The following is a 24565-nucleotide window of genomic DNA, read 5'->3' on the forward strand; positions in this document are numbered from 1 at the left end:
AAAAACTAGTTTGTCAATAAACGTAAGCCTTCGCTCAGATAATCATTGGTCGAGTCGCCGGCAAATTTCCGCAACTGCGGCGTGATTTTTTTAACGGCAGCGGCCTTGTATCCCAGTGCTGTCAAAGCCGCAATCGCGTCATCCAATTTCGGATTTCCCTCGCCAGTCGTGACGGCTTCGGGTGTGAACAAGGCCCCATCGTCGACTGGTGCCAGGTCATCCAACTTGTTCTGCAGGTCCAAGACAATCTGGCCAGCAGTCTTCTTCCCAATTCCGGGGAACTTCGTCAGGAAGCTGATATCGTTGGTCTTAATCGCCAACATCAGCCCTTGATGGTCCGGATTGGCCAGAATCGCCAGTGCACTCTTGGGCCCAATACCGTTAACGTTGATTAATTTTAGGAACAATTGTTTTTCAGCAAAATCTGCGAAACCGTAAAGGGTCTGCGCCGTGTCACTCACCGCCTGATAGACGTAAATCGTGACTGGTGTGGTGCCAACGGCGTAGCGGTAAGGGTTAGCGGTATTGACCAGATAACCCACCCCGTTAACGTCAACGACCACGTGGTCCGGATAGACCGCCGCAATCGTGCCATGAAGGTATTCATACATGCCAGTTAGTCTCCTTTGCGCTTGCATCCAGGTAAATGACCGGATCAGTTAGCTAGTAAAAACGAAGTCGGGCCGATGCTTTCGTTCCCGGCGGCGGGCTCAAACTGCCCTGCTGTGGGGAACGGCTCCAGCCTGAGAAGCGGTCTGGGGCCTCGTCTTGAAACCTCGCTAAGAATCACGAGTTTCCAAGGCCGTCCCGTGCTCTAGGCTGAGAAAAATCCCTCAGCCAAGACCACCGACACAGCTGGTCAGTTTGGCCCGCCTCTGGTCACTTACATTGGCCGAGACATTTTTACTAGCTCAAAACTGACTGATTGTTAGCCAGCCTCAAGCGTCTTATTCATCTATCTATCTTTAAGAAAACATATGTTTGCTTTTTTAAATTGTACCACACTTGGCTCAACTTAGACTATAGATTCTGTTCTGAGTTTTCTGACGCCAAAAAATAGAATCTAGCCCAGCAATAACTGAGCGGTTAGCCGGAGACAGTCAACTGGGACAAGCAAAGCAAAAACAAAAGCGAACCGAATAGGTGGTCATTCTGGAGGCAGCTAAGGCCCACACCTGTGTCGGGGACCTTAGTCGGTGTTTTTCGCCGGCTTAGGTCCCGGGACGACTTTGAGATTGCGCTCTTGGCAAGCTCAAAGCGAGACTGAAGACCGCTCTTTGGCTTCAGTCGGTCCCCACAGGTGTGGGCCTTAGCTGCCGGAAGAATTTAAGACCACCTATTCGCCCCAGTCGTCGCCGGAGTGGTGTGGATCCTGAATCCGTTTAAACAGCTTTTCCAAGTCCTGATCCGTGAAATGGACCAGCACTGGTCGGCCGTGAGGACAGTTGAACGGGTTCTCCGCTGTGGATAATTTCACCAGTAAAGCGCGAGCCTGCTGGTCGTCCAGGTGATGATTGGCCTTGATGGCGCGCTTACAGCTCATCATGATGGCCGTCTTTTCCCGGAAAGCCGCCACGGAAATCTTGCCGTCCTTTAAGACCCAGTCAATCATTTCTTTAATGGTATCGGTCTCCTGCCCGGCCTTGAACCAAGTTGGGTGTTCGTGCACGATGAAACTATTCGGGCCAAATGACTCGAGGTTGATGCCCACACTAGCTAACGTTTCCAAGTGATTGGTCAGTTCCAAGACGTCCGTCGTCGGGTAATCCAAGACGATGGGCACCAACAATTTCTGCTCGTCATCGCTGACCTCGCCGATTGCCTGGCGGTAGAACTCATAGTTCACCCGTTCCTGTGCGGCGTGTTGGTCGACTAAATATAGCCCATCATCGGCCTCGGCCAACAGGTACGTGCCGTGGACCTGCCCCAGGTAGCGTAACTGAGGGAAGCGTTGGGCTGGCGGTTCGGGCGCCGTCAATGAAACTTCGGCGACCGGTTCCTCAACGGGCGGCGTTGACCCACCCAGGGGTGCGGCAACCCGTTCCGTTTGATATTTCTCATCAAATTCCTGGACGGCTGGCAATTGGAAATCCTGCTTGTCATGCACGACCACAGGCTCAACCGGGACCTCTTCTGGCGTGCTCAACGGTTGCGGGCCAGCGGCCGGTGTTGCGGCTGGTTGCGCCGGTGTAGGCGTTGATGCCGCACTCTCGGCCGGTTGTGGCGCTGGCTGGGTGTGGCGCGCCGACATATCATACTTGGCCGAGACGTCGTTTAACGCCATGGTCAGTTGATCCGTGGTGGCGGCTTCCCGCTTTTTCGTTGGCATTTCATCGAAGACATCCGGAATCAAATTCTCCCGGGAAAGCCGCTTGAACACGGTGTCCTGAATCAGCTGCGTCAGTTCCGGCTCTTCACTGATGCGGACCTCTTGCTTGGTTGGATGCACGTTCACGTCCACCAGTAAGGGGTCCATTTTAATATCCAGTACGGCCAGCGGGTAACGGCCGACCATCAGCTTGGACCCGTACCCGGCAATCAAAGCCTTGCTCAATTGAAAATTGTGAATGTACCGGCCATTTAGCAGTAACGAAATGTACTGCCGACTTGCCCGCGTCAACTCGGGCAAGCTCACGTAACCGCTCACCTGAAAATCTGGGTTCTTGCCATTGATGGCTACCATCTTCCGGGCGCTCTGGACGCCATAAATGCCGGCAATCACCTGTTGCAGGTCGCCCCGCCCGGCTGTCCGGGTAAGCTCACGACCGTTGTGGACCAGGGAAAACGCCACGTCGGGATAGCTTAAGGCCAGCCGGTTGACGATATCCGTGATCCGGGCTAGCTCGGTGGCTGGTGATTTCAAATACTTCAAGCGTGCCGGCACGTTGCCAAAGAGGTCCTTGACGGTAATCGTGGTCCCCTTGCGAGCGGCCGCGGCGGTGTGTTCCTTGATGATGCCGCCCACGTTGTGAATCAACGTGCCAACACTCCCGGTCGAGGTCGTCATCGTGACGTCGGCCACGGAAGCGATACTAGGTAGGGCTTCACCCCGGAACCCCAGGGATTTGATACGAAAGAGGTCCCGCCGGTCGGTAATCTTACTGGTGGCGTGGCGTTTGAAGGCCATCTCGGTATCTTCATCCGCGATGCCGTCCCCGTCATCAACCACGGTAATCCGTTGTAACCCGGCCTCCTCGACCGTGATATCAATCTGTTTACTGTGGGCGTCGACTGCGTTTTCGACCAGTTCCTTGACCACGGATGCGGGCCGTTCAACCACTTCACCCGCGGCAATCTGGTCGGCTAAGACCGACGCTAATTCATGAATTTTGGCCATCAACGACCCTTCCTCTCATTGCGTAAATAAAAAATGGTGGATGCATCCGTTCCCGACGGTGGATTCAAGGTTCCCTGCTGTGGGGCCCGCTTCCAGCCTGAGAAACGGTCTTCCAGCTCGCCTTGAAGCCTGGAAAATCACCAGTCTCCAAGGTCGGCCCGTGCTCTAAGTTGAGAAACACACTCAACTAAGACCACCGACACAGCTGAGAACCTTGATCCACCTCTGGTCACTCACATCGACCACCATTTTTCATTGTCTTACTTTATTATCACGATAATTTGTTTTTAGTTAGCCTAGCGCCATTCGCAAACAATTTTAGGTTATCTCTGCTAAATCTGCCACCCAAACGACTCGTAGTCCCTTTTGGCCAGCCAACTTAACATCATCAAAGCTGTTTACTTCTTCGCCAATTTCTGTTGCCATTGGTAAACCTGGTTCATGATGGCCATTGGGGTCATCCCCATCAGGTTCAGGTCGGAAATTTGTGCCAGCACCTTGGCCTGAGCCGGATTCAGCTCTGGCTCTTCCGTGAACAACGAGAGCTGTTGATCGGTAGCTGGTTCTGCCGGCTCGCTTGGTTCTGGGGTTGGTTCGCTGACAGCCGGTTCCGGCTTAACTGTCTCTGCCGGTTGCTCCTGCACGGGAGCCGTCGATTCTGATGCCGTTGGGGCCGTTTGAATAGGTGCCTGCGCCGTTTCTGGTGTGGACAGGGGTTGGTCCTCAGCTGACTGTTCCAGGTCCTCTAAGATGACCTCAGCACGGTCTAACAGCTTCGTTGGCATCCCGGCCAATTTGGCCACGTGAATCCCGTAAGACTTGTCCGCGGGACCCGGTTGCATTTGGTGTAAGAAGACCAGGTCGCCATCGCGTTCGACAGCGCCCACATGGACGTTGCGTAACTGCTTTAAGGACTGGTCTAACGCCGTTAACTCGTGGTAGTGGGTTGAGAACAACGTCTTGGCGTGGACCCGGTTGTGAACGTATTCGATAATGGCCTGGGCCAGCGCCATCCCGTCATACGTGGCCGTGCCCCGCCCGATTTCATCGAATAAGATCAGGCTGTTGGCGGTAGCTTGACTCAACGCGTGGTTGGCCTCTTGCATTTCCACCATGAAGGTACTTTGCCCAGAAATCAGGTCATCTGCGGCCCCGATTCGGGTGAAAATTTGGTCAAAGATGGGCATCTGGGCGGACTCTGCGGGCACGAAACACCCCATCTGCGCCATAATTACGGTCAGGGCCAGTTGCCGCATGTAGGTACTCTTCCCGGACATGTTCGGCCCGGTAATCAGTAAGATGTTGGTTTGTTCATCCATCATGACATCATTAGGGACGTATGATTGACGACCCAAAACCTTTTCGACCACGGGATGTCGGCCCTGTTTAATGGCTAAATTATGCCCTTCAATCAACGTTGGCTTGATGAAGTGATAGTCCTCGCTGACGACGGCAAAACTTTGGAGCACGTCTAGACTGGCAATAGCGGCGGCTAATTTCTGTAGCCGGGTGATGGCCAGTTTAACCTGTTCACGCAGATCAACAAATAATTTATATTCCAGCGCAACGGATTTCTCCTCGGCCTCTAAGATCAAGCGTTCCTTATCCTTCAGCTCAGGCGTTGAGAACCGTTCGGCGTTAGCCAGCGTCTGCTTTCGTTCGTACCGGTCAGCCGGCAATTTGTCCAGGTTGACCTTGGTGACCTCGATGTAGTACCCGAAGACGTGGTTGTAGCCAATCTTCAGGTTATTGATCCCGGTTACTTCACGTTCGTGGGCTTCCATTTCGGCCAGCCAGGTCTTCCCGTTACGCATGGCATCGCGGTACTCGTCCAATTGGGCGTTGAACCCATCACGAATCACCCCACCGTCGGAAACGGAGATTGGGGGTTCGGGCACAATGGCCTCCCGAATGGCCGCCGCGACATCTTCCACGGGGTCCAATCCGGCCAGCGTGTCATCAAAGACCGGTTCGTCCAGCTCTTCAATCGTGTGCTGGATTTGTGGTACCTGTTCCAAGGACGTTTGCAGCTGGATTAAGTCCCGGCCGTTTACGCTTCCGAAGGCTACGCGCCCGGCTAAGCGTTCCAGGTCATAGACCTTAACCAATTCTTCCTGCAAATTATTGCGTTCAAAATAGTGGTCGAGTAACGCGCCGACCTTGTCCTGCCGTTCTTCAATCTGTTGCCGGTCAATCAGCGGCCGATCTAACCATTGCTTCAGTAGCCGCCCCCCCATGGCCGTCTTGGTTTGGTCCAAGAGCCACAGTAAGGTCCCCGATTTTTTCTTGGTTCGTAAGTTCTGGGTGATTTCCAGGTTGCTTTGTGAGGAATGGTCCATCTTCAAAAAGGCGGTTGGTCGGTAAGCCACGGCCCGTTGTAAATGCGCCAGACTGCGTTTCTGCGTCACCGTCACGTAGGTCACCAGGACACCAACAACTTGCTTCAGCAAATCGGTCTGTAGGTCCTGCTCCACGTAACTGAGCTCGGAACTTGATTGAATCTCGTCTTGATTAGAAATCATCATGCCGAGCTGTTTCATCCGAGCCTTCAACTCATCGTCAATCGTGGTATCCACGACGACTTCCTTGGTCTGCAGGCTCATTAATTCATTCATGACGGGGTCGTCACCACTGATTTCAGCGGCCTTGAGTTCCCCGGTCGACAAGTCGGTGTAGGCCAAGCCGTATTGTGACTTAGTGCTCATGGTTAGGGCGGTCAAGTAGTTGTTCCGCTTGGCGCCGGCAGCGCCGGTATCGGTCTGGGTCCCTGGGGTCACCAGTTGAATGACCTCTCGCTTAACCATTCCCTTGGCTAACTTCGGGTCCTCCATTTGTTCACAAACGGCAACCTTGTAGCCCTGATCCACCAAAATGTCGATGTAGTTTTGCACGGCCTTGTGCGGCACCCCACACATCGGAATCGGGTTCTTGGCACTGTGACTCCGGGTCGTCAACGTCAGCTCCAGCAATTGCGAACCCTTGACGGCGTCTTCATTGAACATTTCATAAAAGTCCCCGAGCCGGTAGAACAAGAACGCATCGGGATACTGATCTTTAATCTTTTGGTACTGCACCATCATGGGCGTCGTGTTCGTTTTCGTCATGAAAAATGGTTCATCCTTCCGTTATCGTTTAGCTTTGGTACGGGTGTTGTGGGCTGATCAAGATTGGCTTGATGCTAGCCGCGTGCCCCGTTTTATCGTTTAAGTCAATGACGGCACCGGAGAGAATTCCGGGACCGACTTCTTGGACCGTGTAGCGGGTTGGCCGTTGGTTTTCAAAGCGTTCGATGACGCTATCGGCCTGCATCCCCAAAACACTGTCGGCGGGACCGGTCATGCCGGCTTCGGTCATGAAGGCCGTGCCGCCACGCAGAACCTGCGCGTCACTGGTCTGCACGTGCGTATGGGTGCCAACGACGGCGGAAACCTTACCGGCATAGCGCATCGCAAAGGCCCGTTTCTCACTGGTCGTTTCCGCATGGAAATCAACGAAGACAAAATCCGTGTCCAGTTCTGGCAGTAACTCCTTCATTTTCGCAAAGGGATCGTCCATGGGGTTCATGAAGACCCGGCCTTGCATGTTGACAACGGCCAACACTTGTTGGTTCACTTTGACCTTCGTCCAGCCCTGTCCCGGCGTATCACCAGGGAAGTTAGCGGGCCGAACTAGCCGGTTGGCGCCACCAATGAAATCATAGAGTTCGGCGTTGTCCCAGGTATGGTTTCCCATCGTGACCACATCGGCGCCATCTTTTAAGAGCTGCTTGTAAATACTTTGACTGATACCGCGACCAACGGGGGTTGAATTTTCCCCGTTGACGATGGTGACTTGGGGCTTTAAGTCCCGCTTTAATTGGGGGAGGTACTCATGAATCATATCCACACCAATATTTCCAACAACGTCACCAACAAATAAAATACGCATCTTCGTTCCCCTATCTAGACCGTTTTGGCCCGCCTGGCTCTTGTGACCAGTTCTCGTAAATAACCTCTATTTTACCATGGTTTTTCTAATCCTGCGTGAGTTAAATCTGAGCTAATCCCCCGTTCACGCACCTCCGGACTGGTGAAAATGGGATTGGAACGCGGTGGGCGGACGTCTGAAGCCTGAGGAGCGGTCTTCAGACTTACTTTGAGCTGCTAAAAACGCATCTCAAAGATACCAATTGTCTAAACGGCCAGCCGTTTAGACAATTCCCACGGCTGAACCCATTTGCACCAGCCCTGCGGTTAACGGCCGCTTAGCCCCTCTGTTTTCAATTTTGTTTAGTTCTCCTATAAGCCAGCTAGTCAATCCCGCTTTCTTTCTACAAAAACGTAAAAAAGCTAGGACCAAATGGCCTAGCTTCTCTGACTTATTTCGCATATTCAACTGACCGGACTTCCCGGATGACGGAAACTTTGACGTGGCCTGGGTAATCCAGGTCGCCCTCAATTTGTTTCTTGATGTCGCGTGCCAAGACAACGGCATCCGTGTCGGAAATCTTCTCGGGCCGCACAATAACTCGAACCTCTCGTCCCGCCTGAATGGCAAAGCTGTGGTCGACGCCGTCAAATGCATTGGCAACGGTTTCCAGCTTGTCCAACCGGTGGATGTAACTTTCCAGAGAATCTGAGCGTGCGCCTGGCCGGGTGGCTGAAATAACATCAGCGGTCCCAACCAGTTCCGCAATAACGGATTGCGGTGCCGTTTGATCTGCTTGAGCTGCGATAGCGTTAACCACAACGGAACTTTCACGGTACTTCTTTGCGAGTTCCGTGCCCGTCGTGATGTACGAGCTATCGTCTTCATGCTCTGCAGCGCGGCCAATATCATGTAATAATCCTGCACGTTTTGCTAACGTAACATCCTCACCTAATTCAGCAGCCAACACCCCAGTGATCTTGGCAACTTCGATTGAATGGGCCAACGCGTTTTGCCCATGAGAAATTCGGAAATTCATGCGACCAACCAGTTTGACCATTTCGGGATGCATGGAATGAATCCCCAAGTCAAAGGTTGCTTGCTCGCCAAGCTCCCGGACATGTTCGTCCAGTTCTTTTTTCGCCTTGGCTACCATTTCTTCAATCCGTGCCGGGTGAATTCGCCCGTCTTGGATTAACTTCTCGAGAGCAATCTTCGCAACTTCTCGCCGTAACGGGTCAAAGCCACTCAAAACGACGGCTTCTGGCGTATCATCAATGATCAGGTCAATCCCGGTCAGAGTCTCTAACGTCCGAATATTCCGTCCTTCACGGCCGATGATTCGGCCCTTCATGTCGTCATTAGGCAACGTCACCACAGTAATTGTGGTTTCCGTAACCATGTCGGCGGCACTCCGTTGAATGGCGGAGACAATCAGGTCTTTGGCATTTGCCTGAGCTGTCTTCCGCGCCGTTTCTTCGCTTTCTTTAATCATCTTTGCCCGTTCGCCTGCCAAAGCCTTTTTGGCCTCGGAAATAATCAGGTCCCGTGCATCATCCTGGGATAAAGCAGCTACGTCTTCAACCGCAGCTTGGCGTTTTTCAATCAGTGAGTCTGCTTGCTGTTGCTTCTTTGCTAAATTCTGCTCTTCAGCACTTAGCTTCTTGTCCCGACGATTCAAAGAGTTTTCGCGTTTTTCCAGAGAATTATCTTTCCGGTCTAACGTTTCTTCACGTTGAATCAAGCGATCTTCTTGCTTCTGAACTTCGGCACGACGTTCTTTCAGCTCGGTTTCGACCTCTGCGCGGTACTTATGACTGTCTTCCTTGGCCTCTAATAAAGATTCCTTCGTGGCAGTCTCAGCTTGCTTCTTAGCTTCAGCCAGTACACCTTCAGCAGTGTACTTAGCCGCATCTAGCTTTCGCTCGTGGACAGATTTACGAAAATAATACCCGCCCACAACACCAACAACGATAGCGATGATTGCGAGGATTATAATTGGAACACTCATGATTCCACCTCCGCATCATCAAAATGACTAATTTAAAATCAGACTTTTTAAGATGTTGATTTAATAACTGACGCAACTTCAATTTTAATGGTTGCCATGAACGCTGTCAACTAAACTCACCGGAAACTGGTGGGTCCGTGCGGATTTATTCGTTTCGGGTGATAAACCAGTGTTGCCAGAAAAATCACACGTAGCATGCGAAGGTAGAATCAAATGCGAGCACTAGCCACTCCCTGCCCTGTTTTCAGTCACGACACCAAACAAAAAACGCCAGCCACCTCACAGGATGACTAGCGTTTCGTTTTATTTACCAGGCTTGTTCTTGTCCGGAATTAATTCACTTTGTTCTGGCTTGCTTTTGTCCTTAGGGGCATCGGCTTTGGCGTCCTTCTTGTCGGTTGGCTTACTGTCTTTACCAGCAGCCTTCTTACCGTCATCGGCGTCGTCACCTTCGCCAACACCATAAGCTGCCCGAACACGTTGGTTAACTTCAGCCATCATGTCTGGATGGTCAGCCAAGTATGCCTTAGCATTCTCACGACCTTGACCAATTCGGTCTTCGCCGTAAGAGTACCAGGACCCACTCTTATCAACAATGTCCTTTTCAACGGCCATGTCGAGCAATTCACCGGTTTGGGAAATTCCCTTACCATACATGATGTCGACTTCAGCCCGCTTGAATGGCGGCGCAACCTTGTTCTTAACGACCTTGATTCGTGTCCGGTTACCGATAACATCGGTGCCGTCTTTGATCTGTTCAGCCCGGCGAACTTCCAACCGAACCGTGGCGTAGAACTTCAACGCACGACCACCAGGCGTAACTTCAGGGTTACCAAACATAACCCCAACTTTTTCACGAATTTGGTTAATGAAGAGTGCAATCGTCTTCGTCTTGTTAATCGTCCCGGATAATTTCCGCAATGCTTGAGACATCAGACGGGCTTGCAGACCCACATGGGCATCACCCATTTCCCCTTCGATTTCCGCACGGGGAACCAAAGCGGCAACGGAATCGACAACCACAATGTCCACGGCCCCACTAGAGATCAAGGCATCTGCAATTTGCAGACCTTGTTCACCCGTATCAGGTTGTGACAAAAGTAATTGGTCGATGTTAACCCCTAACGCAGTTGCGTAAGCCGGATCCAGAGCGTTTTCTGCATCAATATAAGCTGCAGTCCCGCCCCGCTTTTGAACTTCCGCTACGGCGTGCAAGGCCACGGTCGTTTTACCTGATGATTCTGGACCGTAAATTTCAACGATTCGTCCACGTGGGTAACCACCAACACCCAAGGCCACATCAAGGGCCAACGAGCCAGATGGAACGGTTTCAATGTCCAGGTTACTGTTGTCACCTAGCCGCATGATCGAACCTTTACCGAAATCTTTTTCAATTTTCTTCAGCGCTTTATCCAACGCCGCTTGTCGTTCGTCAGCCATCCAAATCCTCCTTTGTTGCATCAATATTCATGTATCACTATACGGGTTTTGTTCGCAAAATGCAAGTAAAAATAGAACAAAAGTTCCCCTTTTATTTTGACCCGTGTAAGACGCGGCGGAGCCAATCCAAACCGGTCATCACAGACCGCTCACGAATAGCCGCTCGGGTCCCCGTCAAATGAACCAGACGGGCCCGCGGTTCGTGTCCGCGTTGCGCCAGGCCCAACCAAACGGTCCCAGCTGGGTGACCTTCCAGGGCATCCGGCCCCGCTACACCGGTAAAACTCAGAGAAAAGTCGGTATCCAATAACGCCCGGGAACGTTCCGCCATCTGCTGAGCCGTGGCCGCACTAACGACCCCATCTTCAGCAATGATAGCTTGTGGGATTCCTAACAGGTCATGCTTAGCTGAATTGGCATAGGTCACGAAGCCGCCCGGAAAGATGGCCGAAACCCCGGGGACATCTCCCAGCGTACTCTGGAACTTCCCCGCCGTTAAACTTTCAGCGCCCGTAATCGTCAGGTGGCGGTCAATCATTTCATTGACCACGACCGCTGCCAAACTGTTTTCATCCCCATAGCCATAGAGATAATCGCCTACACGGTCCTTGATGGTCGCCGTCATGTCATCCAACAGCTGATTACCGGCAGCCTCATCCTTTGCCTGGGCCGTCAAACGTAGCGTGACCTCATTTACTTTGGCATACGGGGCAATCGTCGGGTTCGTTTGCCCATCAATCAGGTCACTCAGCAGGGTCACCAGTTGCCCTTCACCGATACCAAAGAACCGCAAGACCCGCGATACCAGGTATTCATCCCGATGATAGGTGGCTTTCAGCAAAGGAACCGCCTGTTCCGCAAACATGGGCTCCGCTTCACTAGGCGGCCCGGGCAATAACATGATGTCAGCCGTGTTAGGGTCCTGATAAAAGGCCCCGACAGCCATCCCAGTCCGGTTCTTGAGTGGTTGGCTCCCCTCAGGATAAAGTGCCTGTAAGCGATTGTTAGGGGTCATAGGCCGCTCTGCCGTGGCAAAGTGCTTACGAATCTTGACCATCGCTTCAGGCTCCTCAATCAGCTTCACCCCCAACAAGTGGGCAACGGTCTGTTTTGTCAGATCATCCTTCGTCGGTCCAAGTCCCCCACTGATGATCACCAAGTCACTCCGCGAACGGGCCTGATTCACCACTGCCGTCAGCCGGTCAGCGTTATCGCCAACCAATGAATGGTAATAAACTTCGATACCAGCCCCGGCCAATTCACGGGCAATAAAGGCCGAATTCGTATCAACGATTTGTCCCAATAGAATTTCGGTTCCGACGGCAATGATTTCTGCTTGCATGCTGACCCCTCCTGGATGACTTAAAGTTAACTTCGTAATGAAACGCGATTTATTTTATTTTTTTCAAATTTATTTTCTAATATCAAGCAAAACGCCCACAATACAACGTTCAGCCGTTTCTTCAACCACATCAAAGAAACGACACCTGTACTAAAATCCTACCACAATCACGCCACAACTGGTTAATATTGCCTCAGAAATCGTGAGAAATCCAAACAAAAATGGCGACCCCCAGTCGTTAACAACTGGGAATCGCCATCCGACTATTTTTAAATTTTGTATCAGCCGAGAATCAGCAAATAACACCTATCACGGTACACACACTGCAAACGTGAATAACGGATTAAACTAGTCTTAGCCGCAGAGATGCGGTCTTATAGAAAGGGTCGCACACCAGCGCTAGCTGTCATACGATCCACAAAATAAATTTAAAGTCATCGTTGCCGCAATACACATTCTGTAAAGAGTAACGCATAACGGGCTAAACCAGTCTTAGCCGCAGGGCTGGTGAAAATGGGCTCAGCCGTGGGAGTTACCTTAGCGGCAGAGCCGCTTAGATAACTGCTATCTTTGAGACGTGTTTTCCGGCTCAAAGTAAGTCCGGAGACCGCTTTTCAGGCTCCGGACGTGCGCCCACCGCGCCACGGCCCAGTTTTCACCAGCCCGGAGGCGCAATCAACGACAGGTTTAACCCAGTTATTCGGCGGAGGATTCGGCGAAGACTTGGCGGTTCTGGACAAAGTAATCGATCCCAGAGTAAATCGTGAAGAACAAGCAGATGTAGAAGAAAATCAGCGCCATCGGCACATTGATACTCCCAAACCCAATGTTGTTCAACAGTAACAGGATAATCCCGACCATTTGCGTCGTGGTCTTGATTTTACCTGGCCAAGCCGCAGCGAGGACCTTGCCCCCAGTCTCCACAACAATCAGTCGTAACCCCGTGACGGCTAGTTCCCGGCAGACGATGATGGCGACGCCCCAGGCAGGGACGGCATTCATCGATACCAACAGAATGAAGGCCGTCATGACGATCATCTTGTCAGCCAGCGGATCGGCAAACTTCCCAAAGTTCGTGACTAAATGGTTGCGCCGCGCAATTTGGCCATCCAAGAAGTCAGTGATAGACGCCACGGCAAAGACCAGAGCGCCCCAGATTTGGGCAACCGGAATAGCGGTCCCTAGCCAGGTGACCTGGCCCCAGTCTAACGGCAACACTAGTAACAGAATGAAGACCGGGATTAAGATGATCCGGACAATGGTTAAGCGATTTGGTAGATTCACGAAAGGTTCCTCCTTAAATTTTCCAACTAAAAAAGGCGCGCCGGTCGCCACGGACCGACCCGCCTTAAGTCTTACTTAAATTCCAACGTCACCGTTTGAACTTGAGAAGACGTCGTCGTGCTTGCGCTAGACGTGGTCGTCGTTCCCGAAGTCGTGCTTGAACTGGAAGCACTGCTGGTGCTGGTATCGGAAGTGAAGTCAAACTTCTTCCCGTCAACCTTCACGGACGTTGCTGGGGCGTTCCCAAATTTCAGGGTCACGCTCGTTGCGGAACTTGGAATGGTCAGTGAATGTGACGTCGAAGCTGACAAGGTGCCTTGCCAAACGGTCGAGCCACTAACGGTCACGGACATCCAAGCACTGCCAGTTGCGGACAAGCTCATCTTTGGCTTCGAGGAAGCGTTCGTCATTTCCCAAGTTGAGCCTGAGGTCGTTGAGCTGACCTTCTTAAAGCTTGGCGTCTTGGTCTTCTTTGAGGAAGACTTCTTAGACGAGGACTTTTTGCTACTACTGCTCTTGGTCTTGTTGGAACTGCTACCAGAAACACTGACAGAACTGCTGTCCACGTTGTCCTTGGCGGTATTGTTGCCGTTATGTGAAGCGGCGACCCAGATACCCACGAGGATCACGAGGACGACGATGACAATCCCAATCACAGGAATTGTCCGGCGTAATTTGACATAACGTTCATCGACTTGACGTTGTTGGGAACGGGTCTCCGGATTACTTTCGTTGACCTTATCCACATACTCCTGCGTCTGCGTGCTCGGCAAAGCACTGTCGAACTGCTTTAACAGTTCCGCGCCATCCAAGTCGACCATATCGGCGTACTGCTTGATAAATGCCCGCACGTAAAAGTCCCCAGGCAACTCATCAAAGTTTTGATCTTCGATGGCAATCAGATAACGCTTCTGAATCTTCGTCGTCTGTTGCAGGTCATCCAGGGTGTACCCCTTCGCAATCCGCGCGTCACGCAGCGTTTTTCCCAATGTAATTTTGCTGTTATCACTCATGTTTTAATTCTCCACCTGTTCAAAATTTCTCTATAAGCAGTATAGCATAGGCGCCACCGCATTTTCAGCCACAACTCCCAGAATTCAGGATTTAACGGATTCTTAACCTCCGTTAGGGCAAAATCGTGTAGACCGTTTGCCGGCTGGCATCTGAAAATTGGGCCCAAGCCGCCTGCACATCGGCGAACGTCATGGCCTCTAACACGGCCAACTCATCGAAGAGTGTTGTTCCGCCAAATAGCGACCCGTCGTACTGGTTGGCAATGGCCTCGACCGAGTTGATGGCCCCAATCGTCCGACCAATCGCCTCGCGTTTAACCAGGTCAAATTGCTCCCGGGCAGCCAGTAGTTGTGCGGGTCCATCATTTAAAATCGCAGTTAGTTCACTGACAAAAGATTCTGGCTGATCAGTATCGCCCGCCAGTTGGCCGAAATGTGCCCCCCGTTGGACTTGGAAATCGTAGCCAAAACTATCATCAATCACGTTGGCATCATACAGCCGTAGGTAATTGTCGCTACTATCGTTAAATAACAGGTCCATCGCTAACGAAATGGCATCACTATATGCCAGCCCCGCCTTACCCGCTGGCACTTGATCGTACCCGCGCAGGCCAATGCTGACCTTAGGCCGGTTGACCGTTAAGTGGCGCGTTGTCGTTGGTACAATTTCCGTGGCTGGTGTTTGCGCAGAAGGAATCCGTTGAATCGGCTCGGCCGGCGCAAAGGTCTTGCCAGCTTGATTAGCCGTGATCCAGCTTAACGTTTCTTCCGGCTCAAGCTGCCCCACCACGACCAGGCTCATGTTGCTTGGGTGATAGAACGTGTTGTAGGCGGCGTACAGGTCGTCCGCAGTGATCTTGTCGATGGAGTCAACGGTCCCCGCAATGTCGATGTGCAAGGGCTCGCGGGGGTACAGTTGGCCAATCATGCCAAAGTAGCTCTGCCAACCCGGGTCATCATCGTACATCTGAATTTCCTGGCCAATAATCCCCTTTTCCTTGTTGACCGTTTGGGCCGTAAAGTACGGGTCCTGCACGAAGTCGAGGAGAATATCCAGGTTTTCACGCAGATGGCTAGTCGTCGCAAATAAATAACTGGTCTGGGTGAAGCTGGTAAAGGCGTTGGCACTTGCCCCGTACTGACCAAATAGGTCAAAAGCGTCGTGGTCCTTTTTCTCAAACAGTTTGTGTTCCAGGAAATGGGCAATCCCATCCGGAAAACGAACGGGTTTCTGTTGTCCGCGGGGCACAAATTCATTGTCCGTGGACCCGTAGTCCGTGGTCATCACGGCAAAGGTCTTATGGAAACCGACTTTAGGGACCAGAATGACCTTTAAGCCATTGGCCAACGTGGTTTGGTAGACGTTTTCGCCCAACCGGTCGTGCGCTTGTTTATTCAGCATCCTGATCACCTCCATGCAGGCAGTAAGTGGCCTGCAGCGTGACTTGTTGCGCCACGCGCTGCACGTCGGCCACCGTCACCGCCGCTAATTTTTCTTGCCAAGTCTTTAACGGTTCCGTCAAATGGGTCAATTCACTGTTCAACAACCCCACTAATTTCCGTTGGGGACTGTCCAGTCCAGCCAGACGGGCATTGAGCAGGCTGGCCTTCACTTCGGCCAGCAAAGATTCACTGAGCTCACCGCGTTGAACGGCGGCCAGTTGTTCGCCAATAATGGCAATCACGCGATCCTGGTTCTGGGCCTGAATACCGCTTTGCACGCCCATGGTTCCGGTAAAAGGATTGTACGAGCTGCTGGCATAGTAGGCCAAGCTGGCCTTTTCGCGAACGTTCGTGAACAACAGTGACAACGGTGTGCCCCCGAAGGCCGCGTTAAAGACAACGGCAGCCATGAAGTCCACATCGTCTCGGTAAATTGGGAGCTGGTAGGCCAGGTTCAATTTGGCTTGCACGACTGGCGCCAGGTCATCTCCGGACTGCACCTCATCGCGCTTATTCCACCGGTAGTACGGTGAGTCATCGGTAATCGTCCGGTCAGTCAGTGGCCAGGTGGTCAAAGCTTCCTGCACCCGTTCTGCCGTCACATCACCGACAACGGCCACGTGAATGGCATCGTTGGCTAACATGTCGTGATAGGTGCCCAAAATGTCGGCTGAACTGAGCTCACCCAACGTGGTCGTGTCCCCCAAGGCACTCATGGCCTGGGCGGGTTGACCGGTGAACAATAATTCTTGTAAACGCCGGTTGGCCAGGTATTGTTTATCATCATCTAAGGATTTAATCGCCGTTAATAAATTCTGGCGTTGTTGCGTAAACGTGGTCGGATCAAACTGACCATTTGGCAACAGTGGTTCAAACAGGACGGCCTTCAGGAGCGCCATCCCCTGTTCAAAGAGCGGGGTTTGGTCCGCAAATTGGTTCAGGTATTGTTCATCGACAACGGAACAGGTCAACCGAATCACATGCTTCGTCCCCAATTTAACGACACTGATGCCGAAACTGGCCCCATACATCTGGGACAGCTTACGGGCCAAGGCCGTCTGCGTGGGGTAAGCGGCCGTACTGGTCTCTAGAACCTGAGCCAACAAGGCTCGCGCGGTAATCGCCGTGGCCGTCAGTGGTGCAACAAAGTCCACCTTAATGCCAATTGTTTTAAATTGTTTTGTGGGTAACAGGTCGAGCGTTACCCCGTCTCGTATGCGAAAATGCACGCGCAATTGCCTCCTCTAAATATCTGGTTGGTGGGATTAAGGCCATCGCCTTACCGGATGGGGAAAATAGGCCGGGACGCTGTGGGCGGACGCCCGAAGCCATAGTGCGGTCTTCGGACTTACTTTGCGCCTCTGTGGTGCGAGTCGCAAAGATACCAGTTTGCTAAGCGGTAAACCGCTAAGCAAACTCCCACGGCTGAGCCTATTTTACCCATCCTCACGGCTGACACTGGCTTAACCCATCAACCGCTTATTTATTATTTCTTGATTATACCAACTCTAGGTTTTAGTTGCGTTTGAAATCGTCTCGCACTGGTTACTTTTCACAATGACTCTTTCAGCCATTTTGCTAGTATCCTAACTAAAACCAAGCGTATCGGTGTTTAATTTTAAGGGAAGCCCGGCATAAATACAAGCAACCGCACGCAAATATGAATTAATTTGTAAATGTCTTTCCCCGGGTGTCCCCCTTTGTCGACCGGCCTCACAATTTTTACAAAAAAAATAGCCATCCCCTGAATTTTCTGAGATGACTACCTAAAAGTTAACGCAACCGGTGAACTGAAAGCCCACGACTTTTTACTTGCTATCAGGTAAAAGTGGTGTGTCGACGTTTTCGCCGAACCATTTCTTGTTGATCTGACGCAAGGTCCCATTCGCAGCTAACCGCTTCAAACCGGCATTAATCTTCTTGCGCATGGTCACATCCCCTTTACGTGTCCCCACGGCAAATTTTTCCTTAGGGAAACTACCGACCGTGACGCGGTAGTCTTCGGGGTGCGCCTGGTGTTTGATGTAGTAATTGGCGTAGGTACTGTCGATCAACAGCCCCTGAATCCGGCCGACGTTGAGATCGATGAAAGCGTTGGTAAACGAGTCGTACGTGACGGCTTCGTGATTCTTGATGCGGTTCTTCAACAGCTTCGGGTGGGCATCAATGTCATTGGCCCCGGAAGACCCGGTTTGGGCGCCCAAGACCTTGCCCGTCATGTCTCGATACGAGGTAATGTGATTTTTCTTCAGCGTGACCAGCACTTGGTCGTTGTTCAAGTAGGTATCCGAGAAGGCCACCTGCTTGGCTCGTTGCGGCGTGATGGAGAAGCCGTTCCAAATCAAATCAATTGTCCCGTTGTGCAGCTCGGTCACGTTCATGCTCCAGTCGATTGATTGAAAATCGACCTTGATACCGTAGAGTTTGAACACGGCCCGGGCTAAATCAATATCGTAGCCGACTAGCTTCCCACTCTTTTGGCGGAAACCCATGGGTACGAAACTATCATCGAGGCCCACGACCACCCGCTTTTTCTTCTGAACGGTCGACCAGGTGTCATCGGTATTGGCGCGTTGGGTGACATTGTTGCATCCGGCTAACAGCGTGCCGAATCCCGCCACCACGGCTAGAAGAACCCAGAAACGATATACTCTTTTCATTTCGCGGCCTCCTTAGTTCTTCGGTTCCACGCGGAGCATTTGGTCCGCAATTGCTTCAGCAAAGGGAATATCATGGGTCACGACAATTTGCGTGATACCCTCATCCCGTAATTTAACGATGATCTGTTGCACTTCTCGACGTAAGTCAGGGTCCAGCGCGGACGTGGGTTCGTCGTAGCACAACAGTTTGGGATGCATGGCCAGGGCCCGTACGATGGCGACCCGCTGCTTCTGGCCCCCGGATAATTCGTAAGGGAACAGGTCCGCCTTGTCGCCCAAATCCAATTGTTTCAGGAGACGTTCGGCTTCTTCATTAGCGTCCTTAGCGGATTGCTTCAGCACCATCGTGGGTGCCAACGTCACGTTTTGCCGGACGGTTAAATTAGGAAAGAGTTGATAGTCCTGGAAGACGACGCCAATCACGGCATCGTTGTCCCGGTTAGAGGCAGGATCAAAGGCCTTGCCATCCAGGAGAAATTGGCCACTGTCGACTGAAGCCAACCCACTAATGCACCGCAGTAACGTCGTTTTCCCGGCGCCGGATGGTCCGACAATGGTTAAAATTTTGCCATCCGTCACGGTCAAATTAATATTATCCAAGATGGTCTTGCCACCAAATTTTTTCGTAATTCCTTTAAGTTCTAACATATGTTGACCATCCTTTCCTTAACGCCAGAAACTGTAGTGCTTTTCCATCCGCTTCAAGACCAACGTGCAAACGGCCGTCAGCAGCAGGTAAATGACCCCGACTAGCAACATGGGCACCAACGTGACATCGCGCGCCATGGCCACGTTGCCGGCCCGCAACAGGTCGCCCAACCCGATAACGTAAACTAAGGACGAATCCTTAACCAAGTTAATGACTTCGTTCCCAATGGAAGGTAAGACGATTTTAACCACTTGGGGAATCACAATCTTCCGTAACGTCTGCCAATTGGTCAGCCGCAGAACCCGGGCACTTTCATACTGCCCTTCTGGAATGGCTTGCAGGCCGCCCCGGAAAATTTCAGCGAAGTAAGCCGTGTAGTTCAAAATGAAGGCGAATAAGGCAGCGTCATACCGTTGGAACACCACGCCGATGATGGGTAACCCATAAAAAACAAAAATTAATTGCAGTAACAAGGGCGTTCCCCGCATCAACCACACGTAGATGTTGATCAACCAAGTCAACGGTTTGAAATTCGTGGTCATGCCTAGACCGACCAGAATTCCCAGCGGAATCGCAATAATAATCGTCCAAAAGAATATCGATAGCGTCATTCCGGTCCCGGAAATTAACGATGGTAAAATCTGACTTACATAGTGCATAACAATTCTCCTCCTTTAACGACAAAAAGCCCTCTCGAGAAATAACCTTCTCAAGAGGGCGTCTCAACGCTGTGCCACCTCATGTTCTCGACGGGCTCACGCCACGCCGACTCAACGAGTTGCCGACAAGCGCTGAGAAATTTGGCGGGAAATAAAAAACGCCCTCCTAGGTCCAAAGACCTAAGAGGACGATCACATCGTGGTTCCACCTCTGTTTGTTTCCGTATCACTACGAAAACCTCAGCGAGTTGCTAGCAACTCCAGCGATAACGGGCTACCCCGGACCTTCTTACTCATTTCAGAAAGCCAACTCACAGATGTGGTTCGAATCGTTAAGTCCGCCCGTTTCCATCATCGGGGCTTTCTGGAGAACCTTAACCGTTCTACTCTTCCGTTCAACGTTTTTCATTCATTGACAGTATACTACGTTTTTTTCACGGCGCTGTCAAGACCAGTTGTCACAAAATTTATTTTCAGTGGATTGGTTTCATCGACCCAAATAAATTTTTGCCTAACTCTCCTAACAACAACTCCGTAATAACAATATGCATCACAAAGTTGTTCCACGTGGCTAACCACCACTGTGTAAGCCGTGAGGGTAACGAAAATGGCTTCAGCCGTGGGAGTTGGATTTCAGCTTCTAAGCTGAAATCCAACTGGCGACTTTGAAACGCGTTCCGAGCCATTTTCGTTACCCGGTAAGGCGCGGCAGAGGTGCCTAGCCGCGGTGGAACCAGCTGCTGACTTTGTGCCAGAAGCCCGTATCCTCTTGTTCCTCAATCTTCATCAACGGCACCGTTTCGCCCTCTAAACGCCGAGCAACGTTGCGGTAACCCTGACCAGCGGGATTGTCCGTTTGCATAACCACGGGTTCCCCTTGATTGGAGGTCGTGATAACGGCATCGTCATCGAAGATAATGCCCAGCAATTCAATCCCAAGATGATGGGTAATCTCATCGATATCCATCATGGAACCGTCCTGCATCATGTTCCGGCGAATCCGGTTGATCAACAGCCGTGGGGCTTCAGTCAAGGGGTGTTGTTCTAGCAGACCAACGACCCGGTCGGCATCCCGAACGGCAGAAATTTCTGGCGTCGTCACCACGATAGCGGCATCGGCACCGGAAACGGCGTTGATAAAGCCTTGTTCGATACCGGCTGGGCAATCGATCAAGACGTAATCGTATTCGGGCTTTAACTCGTCAACGATTTCCTTAACTTGTTCTGGCTGCAAGGCCGTTTTATCTGTGTTTTGGGCAGCTGGTAACAAGTAGAGCTTGTCATCAAACCGCTTATCCTTAACCAAAGCTTGTGGTAATTTGGCGCGGCCCTCAGCCACATCCACGATATCGTAGATGATGCGGTTATCGAGGCCTAACACGACGTCTAGGTTCCGCAACCCAATGTCCAAGTCCATCAGGCAGACCCGCTTGCCCATTAAGGCTAACGCGGTCCCGATGTTGGCACTGGTCGTGGTTTTCCCAACGCCACCCTTACCGGAGGTGATCACAATTGCTTTTCCCATTTCTAAATTCCTCCAATCTGGTTATACAACTTCGGATTAATCTTCTTCAATTGCCCGAGCTTTCCGTACGACAAGACGTGAAGGTCATTGACGTAGGCAATCGTTTGCCGTGAGTCGGTCAATTCATCTGACTCAACAATATCAAACTGCTCAGCAATCCGGACCTGTTGCGCGGTCTGAAGATTTCCCATAATCAGCTTAGATTCGTCATCGGGATACCCCGCTTGAAGAATTCCAGCGACATCCCCCATGGAAAAGATGTTGCCCGTTGTCCGGAGCTTACCACCCTCGTGAATCGTCCCCAAGAACAGGACGTCCCCTTTCATGGCGACCTCCTGCCCGTTACGAATCACTTTACTTAACAGGTGAACGTTCTCCCGCTCACGCAATTGGATTGCATCGGCAATCGTCATGACGTTCGCAGCAATCTTGTGGATTTCAAAGCGCGGATACTGGGCCACCATCTGCTCGATGCGACTCTTCTCATCCGCCGTCAAAATCCGGTCCTCAGTCAGGACGTCCAAAGAAACCTTGGAACTTTCCAAAGCTTGAGGATCCACCTTGAGATTTTCTAACAATGTTTTTAAGTCAACCAAGATTTGGTCCAGACTCGCTGATTGCTTGAGGACCAAATCATAGCCGTTTTGCGTTCCGCGTAGTACGGCAGCCTGCATAGCGTTCGTTCCCTTCACCTATTTTAACCAATTATACACCCAACGAATGGGGAAATATAAAATGACAAACATGGCCAGATTAAAAGCCAATGTTGGTCCCAGCGTGTTCACTAGAAACGCGCTCCCAGCGGCATCATTGAGGTGAACGGCGCGACTCGCCAAGTACCCCAATCCTTCAACCACAGCAATATCGATGAAATAAATCAGTAACCCACTTAAAAAGTTCGGACTGATCCACGCCACCAACTGCCGGGTCACGTAAATCACTAACGGAAAGATGAAGACGTAAACGCCAAAAATTCCCGTGTAATAAAGATCGAAGACTGCGCCGGCGACCGCTGCCCAACGCGCGAGTGGCATATCAAAAGCCCCATCGGCTTCAAAGATGACCCCGCAAACTAACCAGAGCACCACCAAATGGCTGATCATGGTCGTTGGGTAACGAAACATTTGAACACTAAAGACTTGGCTCACTGCCCCGTCTAGAAATAAAGCCAAGAACAGGAAGACAGGAAAGCCAAAACGTAATTTCGATAAGCGATACACGATTGGTTCCCCCTTACTGCTTGGTTACGGCAACGGTCACGATATTCAGGTCGCTTAAGTCCGTTGCTGGCGTAATGTACAGCTTGGTAGACAGACCGTAGTCATCCCCACTGGCCTTCGCAACCGTCCCAACATACAAGCCCTTAGGCGTCACGCCACCTAGACCACTCGTGACGACCTTGTCGCCCTTAGTGATCTTAGCTTTGGTGGTGATGTTGTTCATGGTTACCTGACCCGTGTTGGCATTGTAGCCACTCAGGACACCGTTGACCGTCTTGCCGGACTTCGTGCTGATTTGCACAGCGAACCGGTTAGCCGTGTCATTGTTATCCGTAATCAGTTCAACTTTCGAGTTGGTCTTGTTGACCTCGGCCACCCGACCGATTAAACCGGAACCGGACATCACAGGCATGTTCTTCGTGACACCAGCCGAAGCGCCCTTGTTGATCACGACTTGGTTCTGCCATGACGAAGGCGTCCGGGTAATGACGGAAGCCGTCACGGCCGTGTAGTCCGTTAATGAACTGTTTAAACTAATTTCTTTTTTCAGTTGTTTATTTTCTTTAGCCAAAGTCTGATCACGCACCTTGGTTTGGGCGAGTTCACTGACCTGCTTTTTTAACTGTTGGTTTTCTTGATACGTATTCAGTAGCTCGGAAATGGAGCTCACGGAGCCGCTCAACCCGTTCGTTGGAATCGCAACGACGCGGTCGACCAAGCCGACAATGTCGTTACCAAACTGTTGAACTAGGGGTGGCGTTGCTTTCTTGTTACGAACTGCCACGGACACCGTCATCAAAGCAAAGCTAACAATCACGCAGACAATGATAATGACGAGTCGCCGATTGAGAGAAAATTTCTGCATGTTTGACCTCCATCTTGTGGGTCGGGTTTAGTTGGCCCGTACCGTCACAATAAAGAAGCGGGAAGCTGCCTTCCCGCTAGTCCCTATTTTTTCTTCATGACATCGATACTCTTTAATGATTCACCAGTACCAGCGGCCACACAATCTAATGGGTCGTTTGCAATGGAAACCGGCACCTTGGTTGCGTCGGCGATGACTTCTGAAAGGTTCTTCAGTAAGGCACCCCCACCAGTCAACACGATACCGTGATCAATCACATCGGCAGCGATTTCTGGTGACGTTTCTTCCAAGGTTTCCTTGATAGCCGTAATGACGTCTTGAACGGGTTCTTGGATGGCTTTGGCCACATCAACAGCGGAAACTTCCACTGCTTTAGGCAAACCAGTGACTAAATCGCGGCCCCGAATCGTGGCGCCGTCGATCTTGCTGGCTTCTTCCACGGAAGCGGAACCAATGTCCATCTTCAGCTTTTCAGCCGTCCGTTCACCAATCAACAGGTTGAAGTTACTCCGAACGTAAGTTGCAATCGCATCGTCCAACTTGTCACCGGCAACCCGGATTGAACGGCTGGACACGATCCCACCTAAGGAAATGGTGGCAACGTCGGTGGTCCCACCACCCATGTCAACGACCATGCTACCGGTTGGGTCCATAACGGGCAAACCGGCACCAATGGCAGCAGCAAATGGTTCTTCAATTACGTAGGCATCGCGCGCACCGGCAACCCGGGTCGCGTCGATCACTGCCCGCTTTTCAACTTCAGTCACACCACTTGGTACACAAACCATGACATATGGCTTACCACTAGACTTACCAACCGTCTTTTCGATGAAGTATTTCATCATGGCAACAGTTGTATCGTAGTCGGCAATCACGCCGTCTTTCATGGGCCGAATGGCAACAATACTAGCCGGCGTCCGACCAATCATTGCGCGTGCGTCTTCACCAACGGACACAATTTCCCCAGACTTTGTGTTCTTGGCGACAACGGAAGGTTCGCGTAGAACGATACCCTTACCGTCAACGTAGACAATTGTATTGGCGGTACCAAGATCGATCCCAATATTTTTCGTTCCTAATCCGAACACTGTGTTTCATCCCTTCATTGTCAACAAAACTTTAATTGATTTTTATTTTTATACATTGATAGACGTATTATAACATACCTATCAGCGTGAGAACACGTCGTCAATGTCAAGAATACCGAACTT

General features: G+C 51.4%; 19 protein-coding genes and 1 other annotated feature. All 19 genes read right to left on the reverse strand.

Annotated elements, in window-relative coordinates; translation table 11 throughout:
- Positions 1-5 precede the first annotated feature (5 nt).
- A complete protein-coding gene (gene ruvA / locus JUF22_RS10165) occupies positions 6-611 on the reverse strand; it encodes a Holliday junction branch migration protein RuvA (RefSeq protein WP_203646102.1) in 606 nt (201 codons plus the stop codon).
- Between the two features lie 725 nt (positions 612-1336).
- The gene (gene mutL / locus JUF22_RS10170) at positions 1337-3337 is read right to left on the reverse strand and encodes a DNA mismatch repair endonuclease MutL (protein WP_203646103.1); all 2001 of its coding nucleotides are present in this window, start codon (positions 3335-3337) and stop codon (positions 1337-1339) included.
- Between the two features lie 398 nt (positions 3338-3735).
- Entirely contained in the window at positions 3736-6441 is a 2706-nt protein-coding gene (mutS, locus tag JUF22_RS10175) for a DNA mismatch repair protein MutS (protein ID WP_203646104.1), read from the reverse strand.
- A 28-nt stretch (positions 6442-6469) separates the two neighbouring features.
- Positions 6470-7264 carry a TIGR00282 family metallophosphoesterase gene (locus JUF22_RS10180; protein ID WP_125765742.1) on the reverse strand — a complete coding sequence of 265 codons (795 nt, stop codon included), beginning with the start codon at positions 7262-7264 and terminating at the stop codon, positions 6470-6472.
- 430 nt (positions 7265-7694) lie between these two features.
- Entirely contained in the window at positions 7695-9254 is a 1560-nt protein-coding gene (rny, locus tag JUF22_RS10185) for a ribonuclease Y (RefSeq protein ID WP_203646105.1), read from the reverse strand.
- Between the two features lie 303 nt (positions 9255-9557).
- Entirely contained in the window at positions 9558-10694 is a 1137-nt protein-coding gene (recA, locus tag JUF22_RS10190) for a recombinase RecA (protein WP_203646106.1), read from the reverse strand.
- Positions 10695-10785: 91 nt separating this feature from the next.
- Positions 10786-12036: a competence/damage-inducible protein A gene (locus JUF22_RS10195; protein ID WP_203646107.1), complete on the reverse strand. Its 1251-nt coding sequence runs from the start codon at positions 12034-12036 to the stop codon at positions 10786-10788.
- Between the two features lie 696 nt (positions 12037-12732).
- Positions 12733-13320, reverse strand: coding sequence for a CDP-diacylglycerol--glycerol-3-phosphate 3-phosphatidyltransferase (gene pgsA, locus JUF22_RS10200; protein ID WP_203646108.1), 588 nt, complete (start codon positions 13318-13320; stop codon positions 12733-12735).
- A gap of 71 nt (positions 13321-13391) precedes the next feature.
- Positions 13392-14333, reverse strand: coding sequence for a helix-turn-helix domain-containing protein (locus JUF22_RS10205; RefSeq protein WP_203646109.1), 942 nt, complete (start codon positions 14331-14333; stop codon positions 13392-13394).
- Positions 14334-14445: 112 nt separating this feature from the next.
- The gene (yfmH, locus tag JUF22_RS10210; protein WP_373306115.1) at positions 14446-15732 is read right to left on the reverse strand and encodes an EF-P 5-aminopentanol modification-associated protein YfmH; all 1287 of its coding nucleotides are present in this window, start codon (positions 15730-15732) and stop codon (positions 14446-14448) included.
- Positions 15725-17005 carry an EF-P 5-aminopentanol modification-associated protein YfmF gene (gene yfmF, locus JUF22_RS10215; protein WP_203646111.1) on the reverse strand — a complete coding sequence of 427 codons (1281 nt, stop codon included), beginning with the start codon at positions 17003-17005 and terminating at the stop codon, positions 15725-15727. Before yfmF ends, yfmH begins: the two co-directional genes overlap by 8 nt.
- Before the next feature lie 579 nt (positions 17006-17584).
- A complete protein-coding gene (locus JUF22_RS10220; protein ID WP_203646112.1) occupies positions 17585-18436 on the reverse strand; it encodes an amino acid ABC transporter substrate-binding protein in 852 nt (283 codons plus the stop codon).
- Between the two features lie 12 nt (positions 18437-18448).
- Entirely contained in the window at positions 18449-19084 is a 636-nt protein-coding gene (locus JUF22_RS10225; protein ID WP_125765733.1) for an amino acid ABC transporter ATP-binding protein, read from the reverse strand.
- 18 nt (positions 19085-19102) lie between these two features.
- Complete coding sequence (locus JUF22_RS10230) at positions 19103-19744, reverse strand: amino acid ABC transporter permease (protein ID WP_203646113.1); 642 nt, start codon at positions 19742-19744, stop codon at positions 19103-19105.
- Positions 19745-19925: 181 nt separating this feature from the next.
- Positions 19926-20152 (reverse strand) — a binding site (T-box leader).
- A 310-nt stretch (positions 20153-20462) separates the two neighbouring features.
- Entirely contained in the window at positions 20463-21269 is an 807-nt protein-coding gene (gene minD, locus JUF22_RS10235) for a septum site-determining protein MinD (protein WP_125765731.1), read from the reverse strand.
- A 2-nt stretch (positions 21270-21271) separates the two neighbouring features.
- Complete coding sequence (locus JUF22_RS10240) at positions 21272-21943, reverse strand: septum site-determining protein MinC (protein WP_125765781.1); 672 nt, start codon at positions 21941-21943, stop codon at positions 21272-21274.
- A gap of 18 nt (positions 21944-21961) precedes the next feature.
- Positions 21962-22489: a rod shape-determining protein MreD gene (mreD, locus tag JUF22_RS10245; protein WP_203639276.1), complete on the reverse strand. Its 528-nt coding sequence runs from the start codon at positions 22487-22489 to the stop codon at positions 21962-21964.
- Positions 22490-22502: 13 nt separating this feature from the next.
- Positions 22503-23354, reverse strand: coding sequence for a rod shape-determining protein MreC (mreC, locus tag JUF22_RS10250; RefSeq protein WP_203639278.1), 852 nt, complete (start codon positions 23352-23354; stop codon positions 22503-22505).
- A gap of 83 nt (positions 23355-23437) precedes the next feature.
- Positions 23438-24442, reverse strand: coding sequence for a rod shape-determining protein (locus JUF22_RS10255; RefSeq protein ID WP_203646114.1), 1005 nt, complete (start codon positions 24440-24442; stop codon positions 23438-23440).
- Positions 24443-24565 lie beyond the last annotated feature (123 nt).

Origin of the sequence: Levilactobacillus lanxiensis (assembly GCF_016861655.1) — a bacterium.
Taxonomy (GTDB): domain Bacteria; phylum Bacillota; class Bacilli; order Lactobacillales; family Lactobacillaceae; genus Levilactobacillus; species Levilactobacillus lanxiensis.

Excerpts from the sequence above, each read along its gene's own strand:
- mreC (WP_203639278.1), bottom strand. The coding sequence starts at position 23,354 with ATGCAGAAATTTTCTCTCAATCGGCGACTCGTCATTATCATTGTCTGC.
- mutL (WP_203646103.1), bottom strand. The coding sequence starts at position 3,337 with ATGGCCAAAATTCATGAATTAGCGTCGGTCTTAGCCGACCAGATTGCC.
- JUF22_RS10230 (WP_203646113.1), bottom strand. The coding sequence starts at position 19,744 with ATGCACTATGTAAGTCAGATTTTACCATCGTTAATTTCCGGGACCGGA.
- JUF22_RS10180 (WP_125765742.1), bottom strand. The coding sequence starts at position 7,264 with ATGCGTATTTTATTTGTTGGTGACGTTGTTGGAAATATTGGTGTGGAT.
- minD (WP_125765731.1), bottom strand. The coding sequence starts at position 21,269 with ATGGGAAAAGCAATTGTGATCACCTCCGGTAAGGGTGGCGTTGGGAAA.
- rny (WP_203646105.1), bottom strand. The coding sequence starts at position 9,254 with ATGAGTGTTCCAATTATAATCCTCGCAATCATCGCTATCGTTGTTGGT.
- JUF22_RS10195 (WP_203646107.1), bottom strand. The coding sequence starts at position 12,036 with ATGCAAGCAGAAATCATTGCCGTCGGAACCGAAATTCTATTGGGACAA.
- JUF22_RS10205 (WP_203646109.1), bottom strand. The coding sequence starts at position 14,333 with ATGAGTGATAACAGCAAAATTACATTGGGAAAAACGCTGCGTGACGCG.
- JUF22_RS10225 (WP_125765733.1), bottom strand. The coding sequence starts at position 19,084 with ATGTTAGAACTTAAAGGAATTACGAAAAAATTTGGTGGCAAGACCATC.
- mutS (WP_203646104.1), bottom strand. The coding sequence starts at position 6,441 with ATGACGAAAACGAACACGACGCCCATGATGGTGCAGTACCAAAAGATT.
- ruvA (WP_203646102.1), bottom strand. The coding sequence starts at position 611 with ATGTATGAATACCTTCATGGCACGATTGCGGCGGTCTATCCGGACCAC.
- recA (WP_203646106.1), bottom strand. The coding sequence starts at position 10,694 with ATGGCTGACGAACGACAAGCGGCGTTGGATAAAGCGCTGAAGAAAATT.
- JUF22_RS10240 (WP_125765781.1), bottom strand. The coding sequence starts at position 21,943 with ATGCAGGCTGCCGTACTACGCGGAACGCAAAACGGCTATGATTTGGTC.
- JUF22_RS10220 (WP_203646112.1), bottom strand. The coding sequence starts at position 18,436 with ATGAAAAGAGTATATCGTTTCTGGGTTCTTCTAGCCGTGGTGGCGGGA.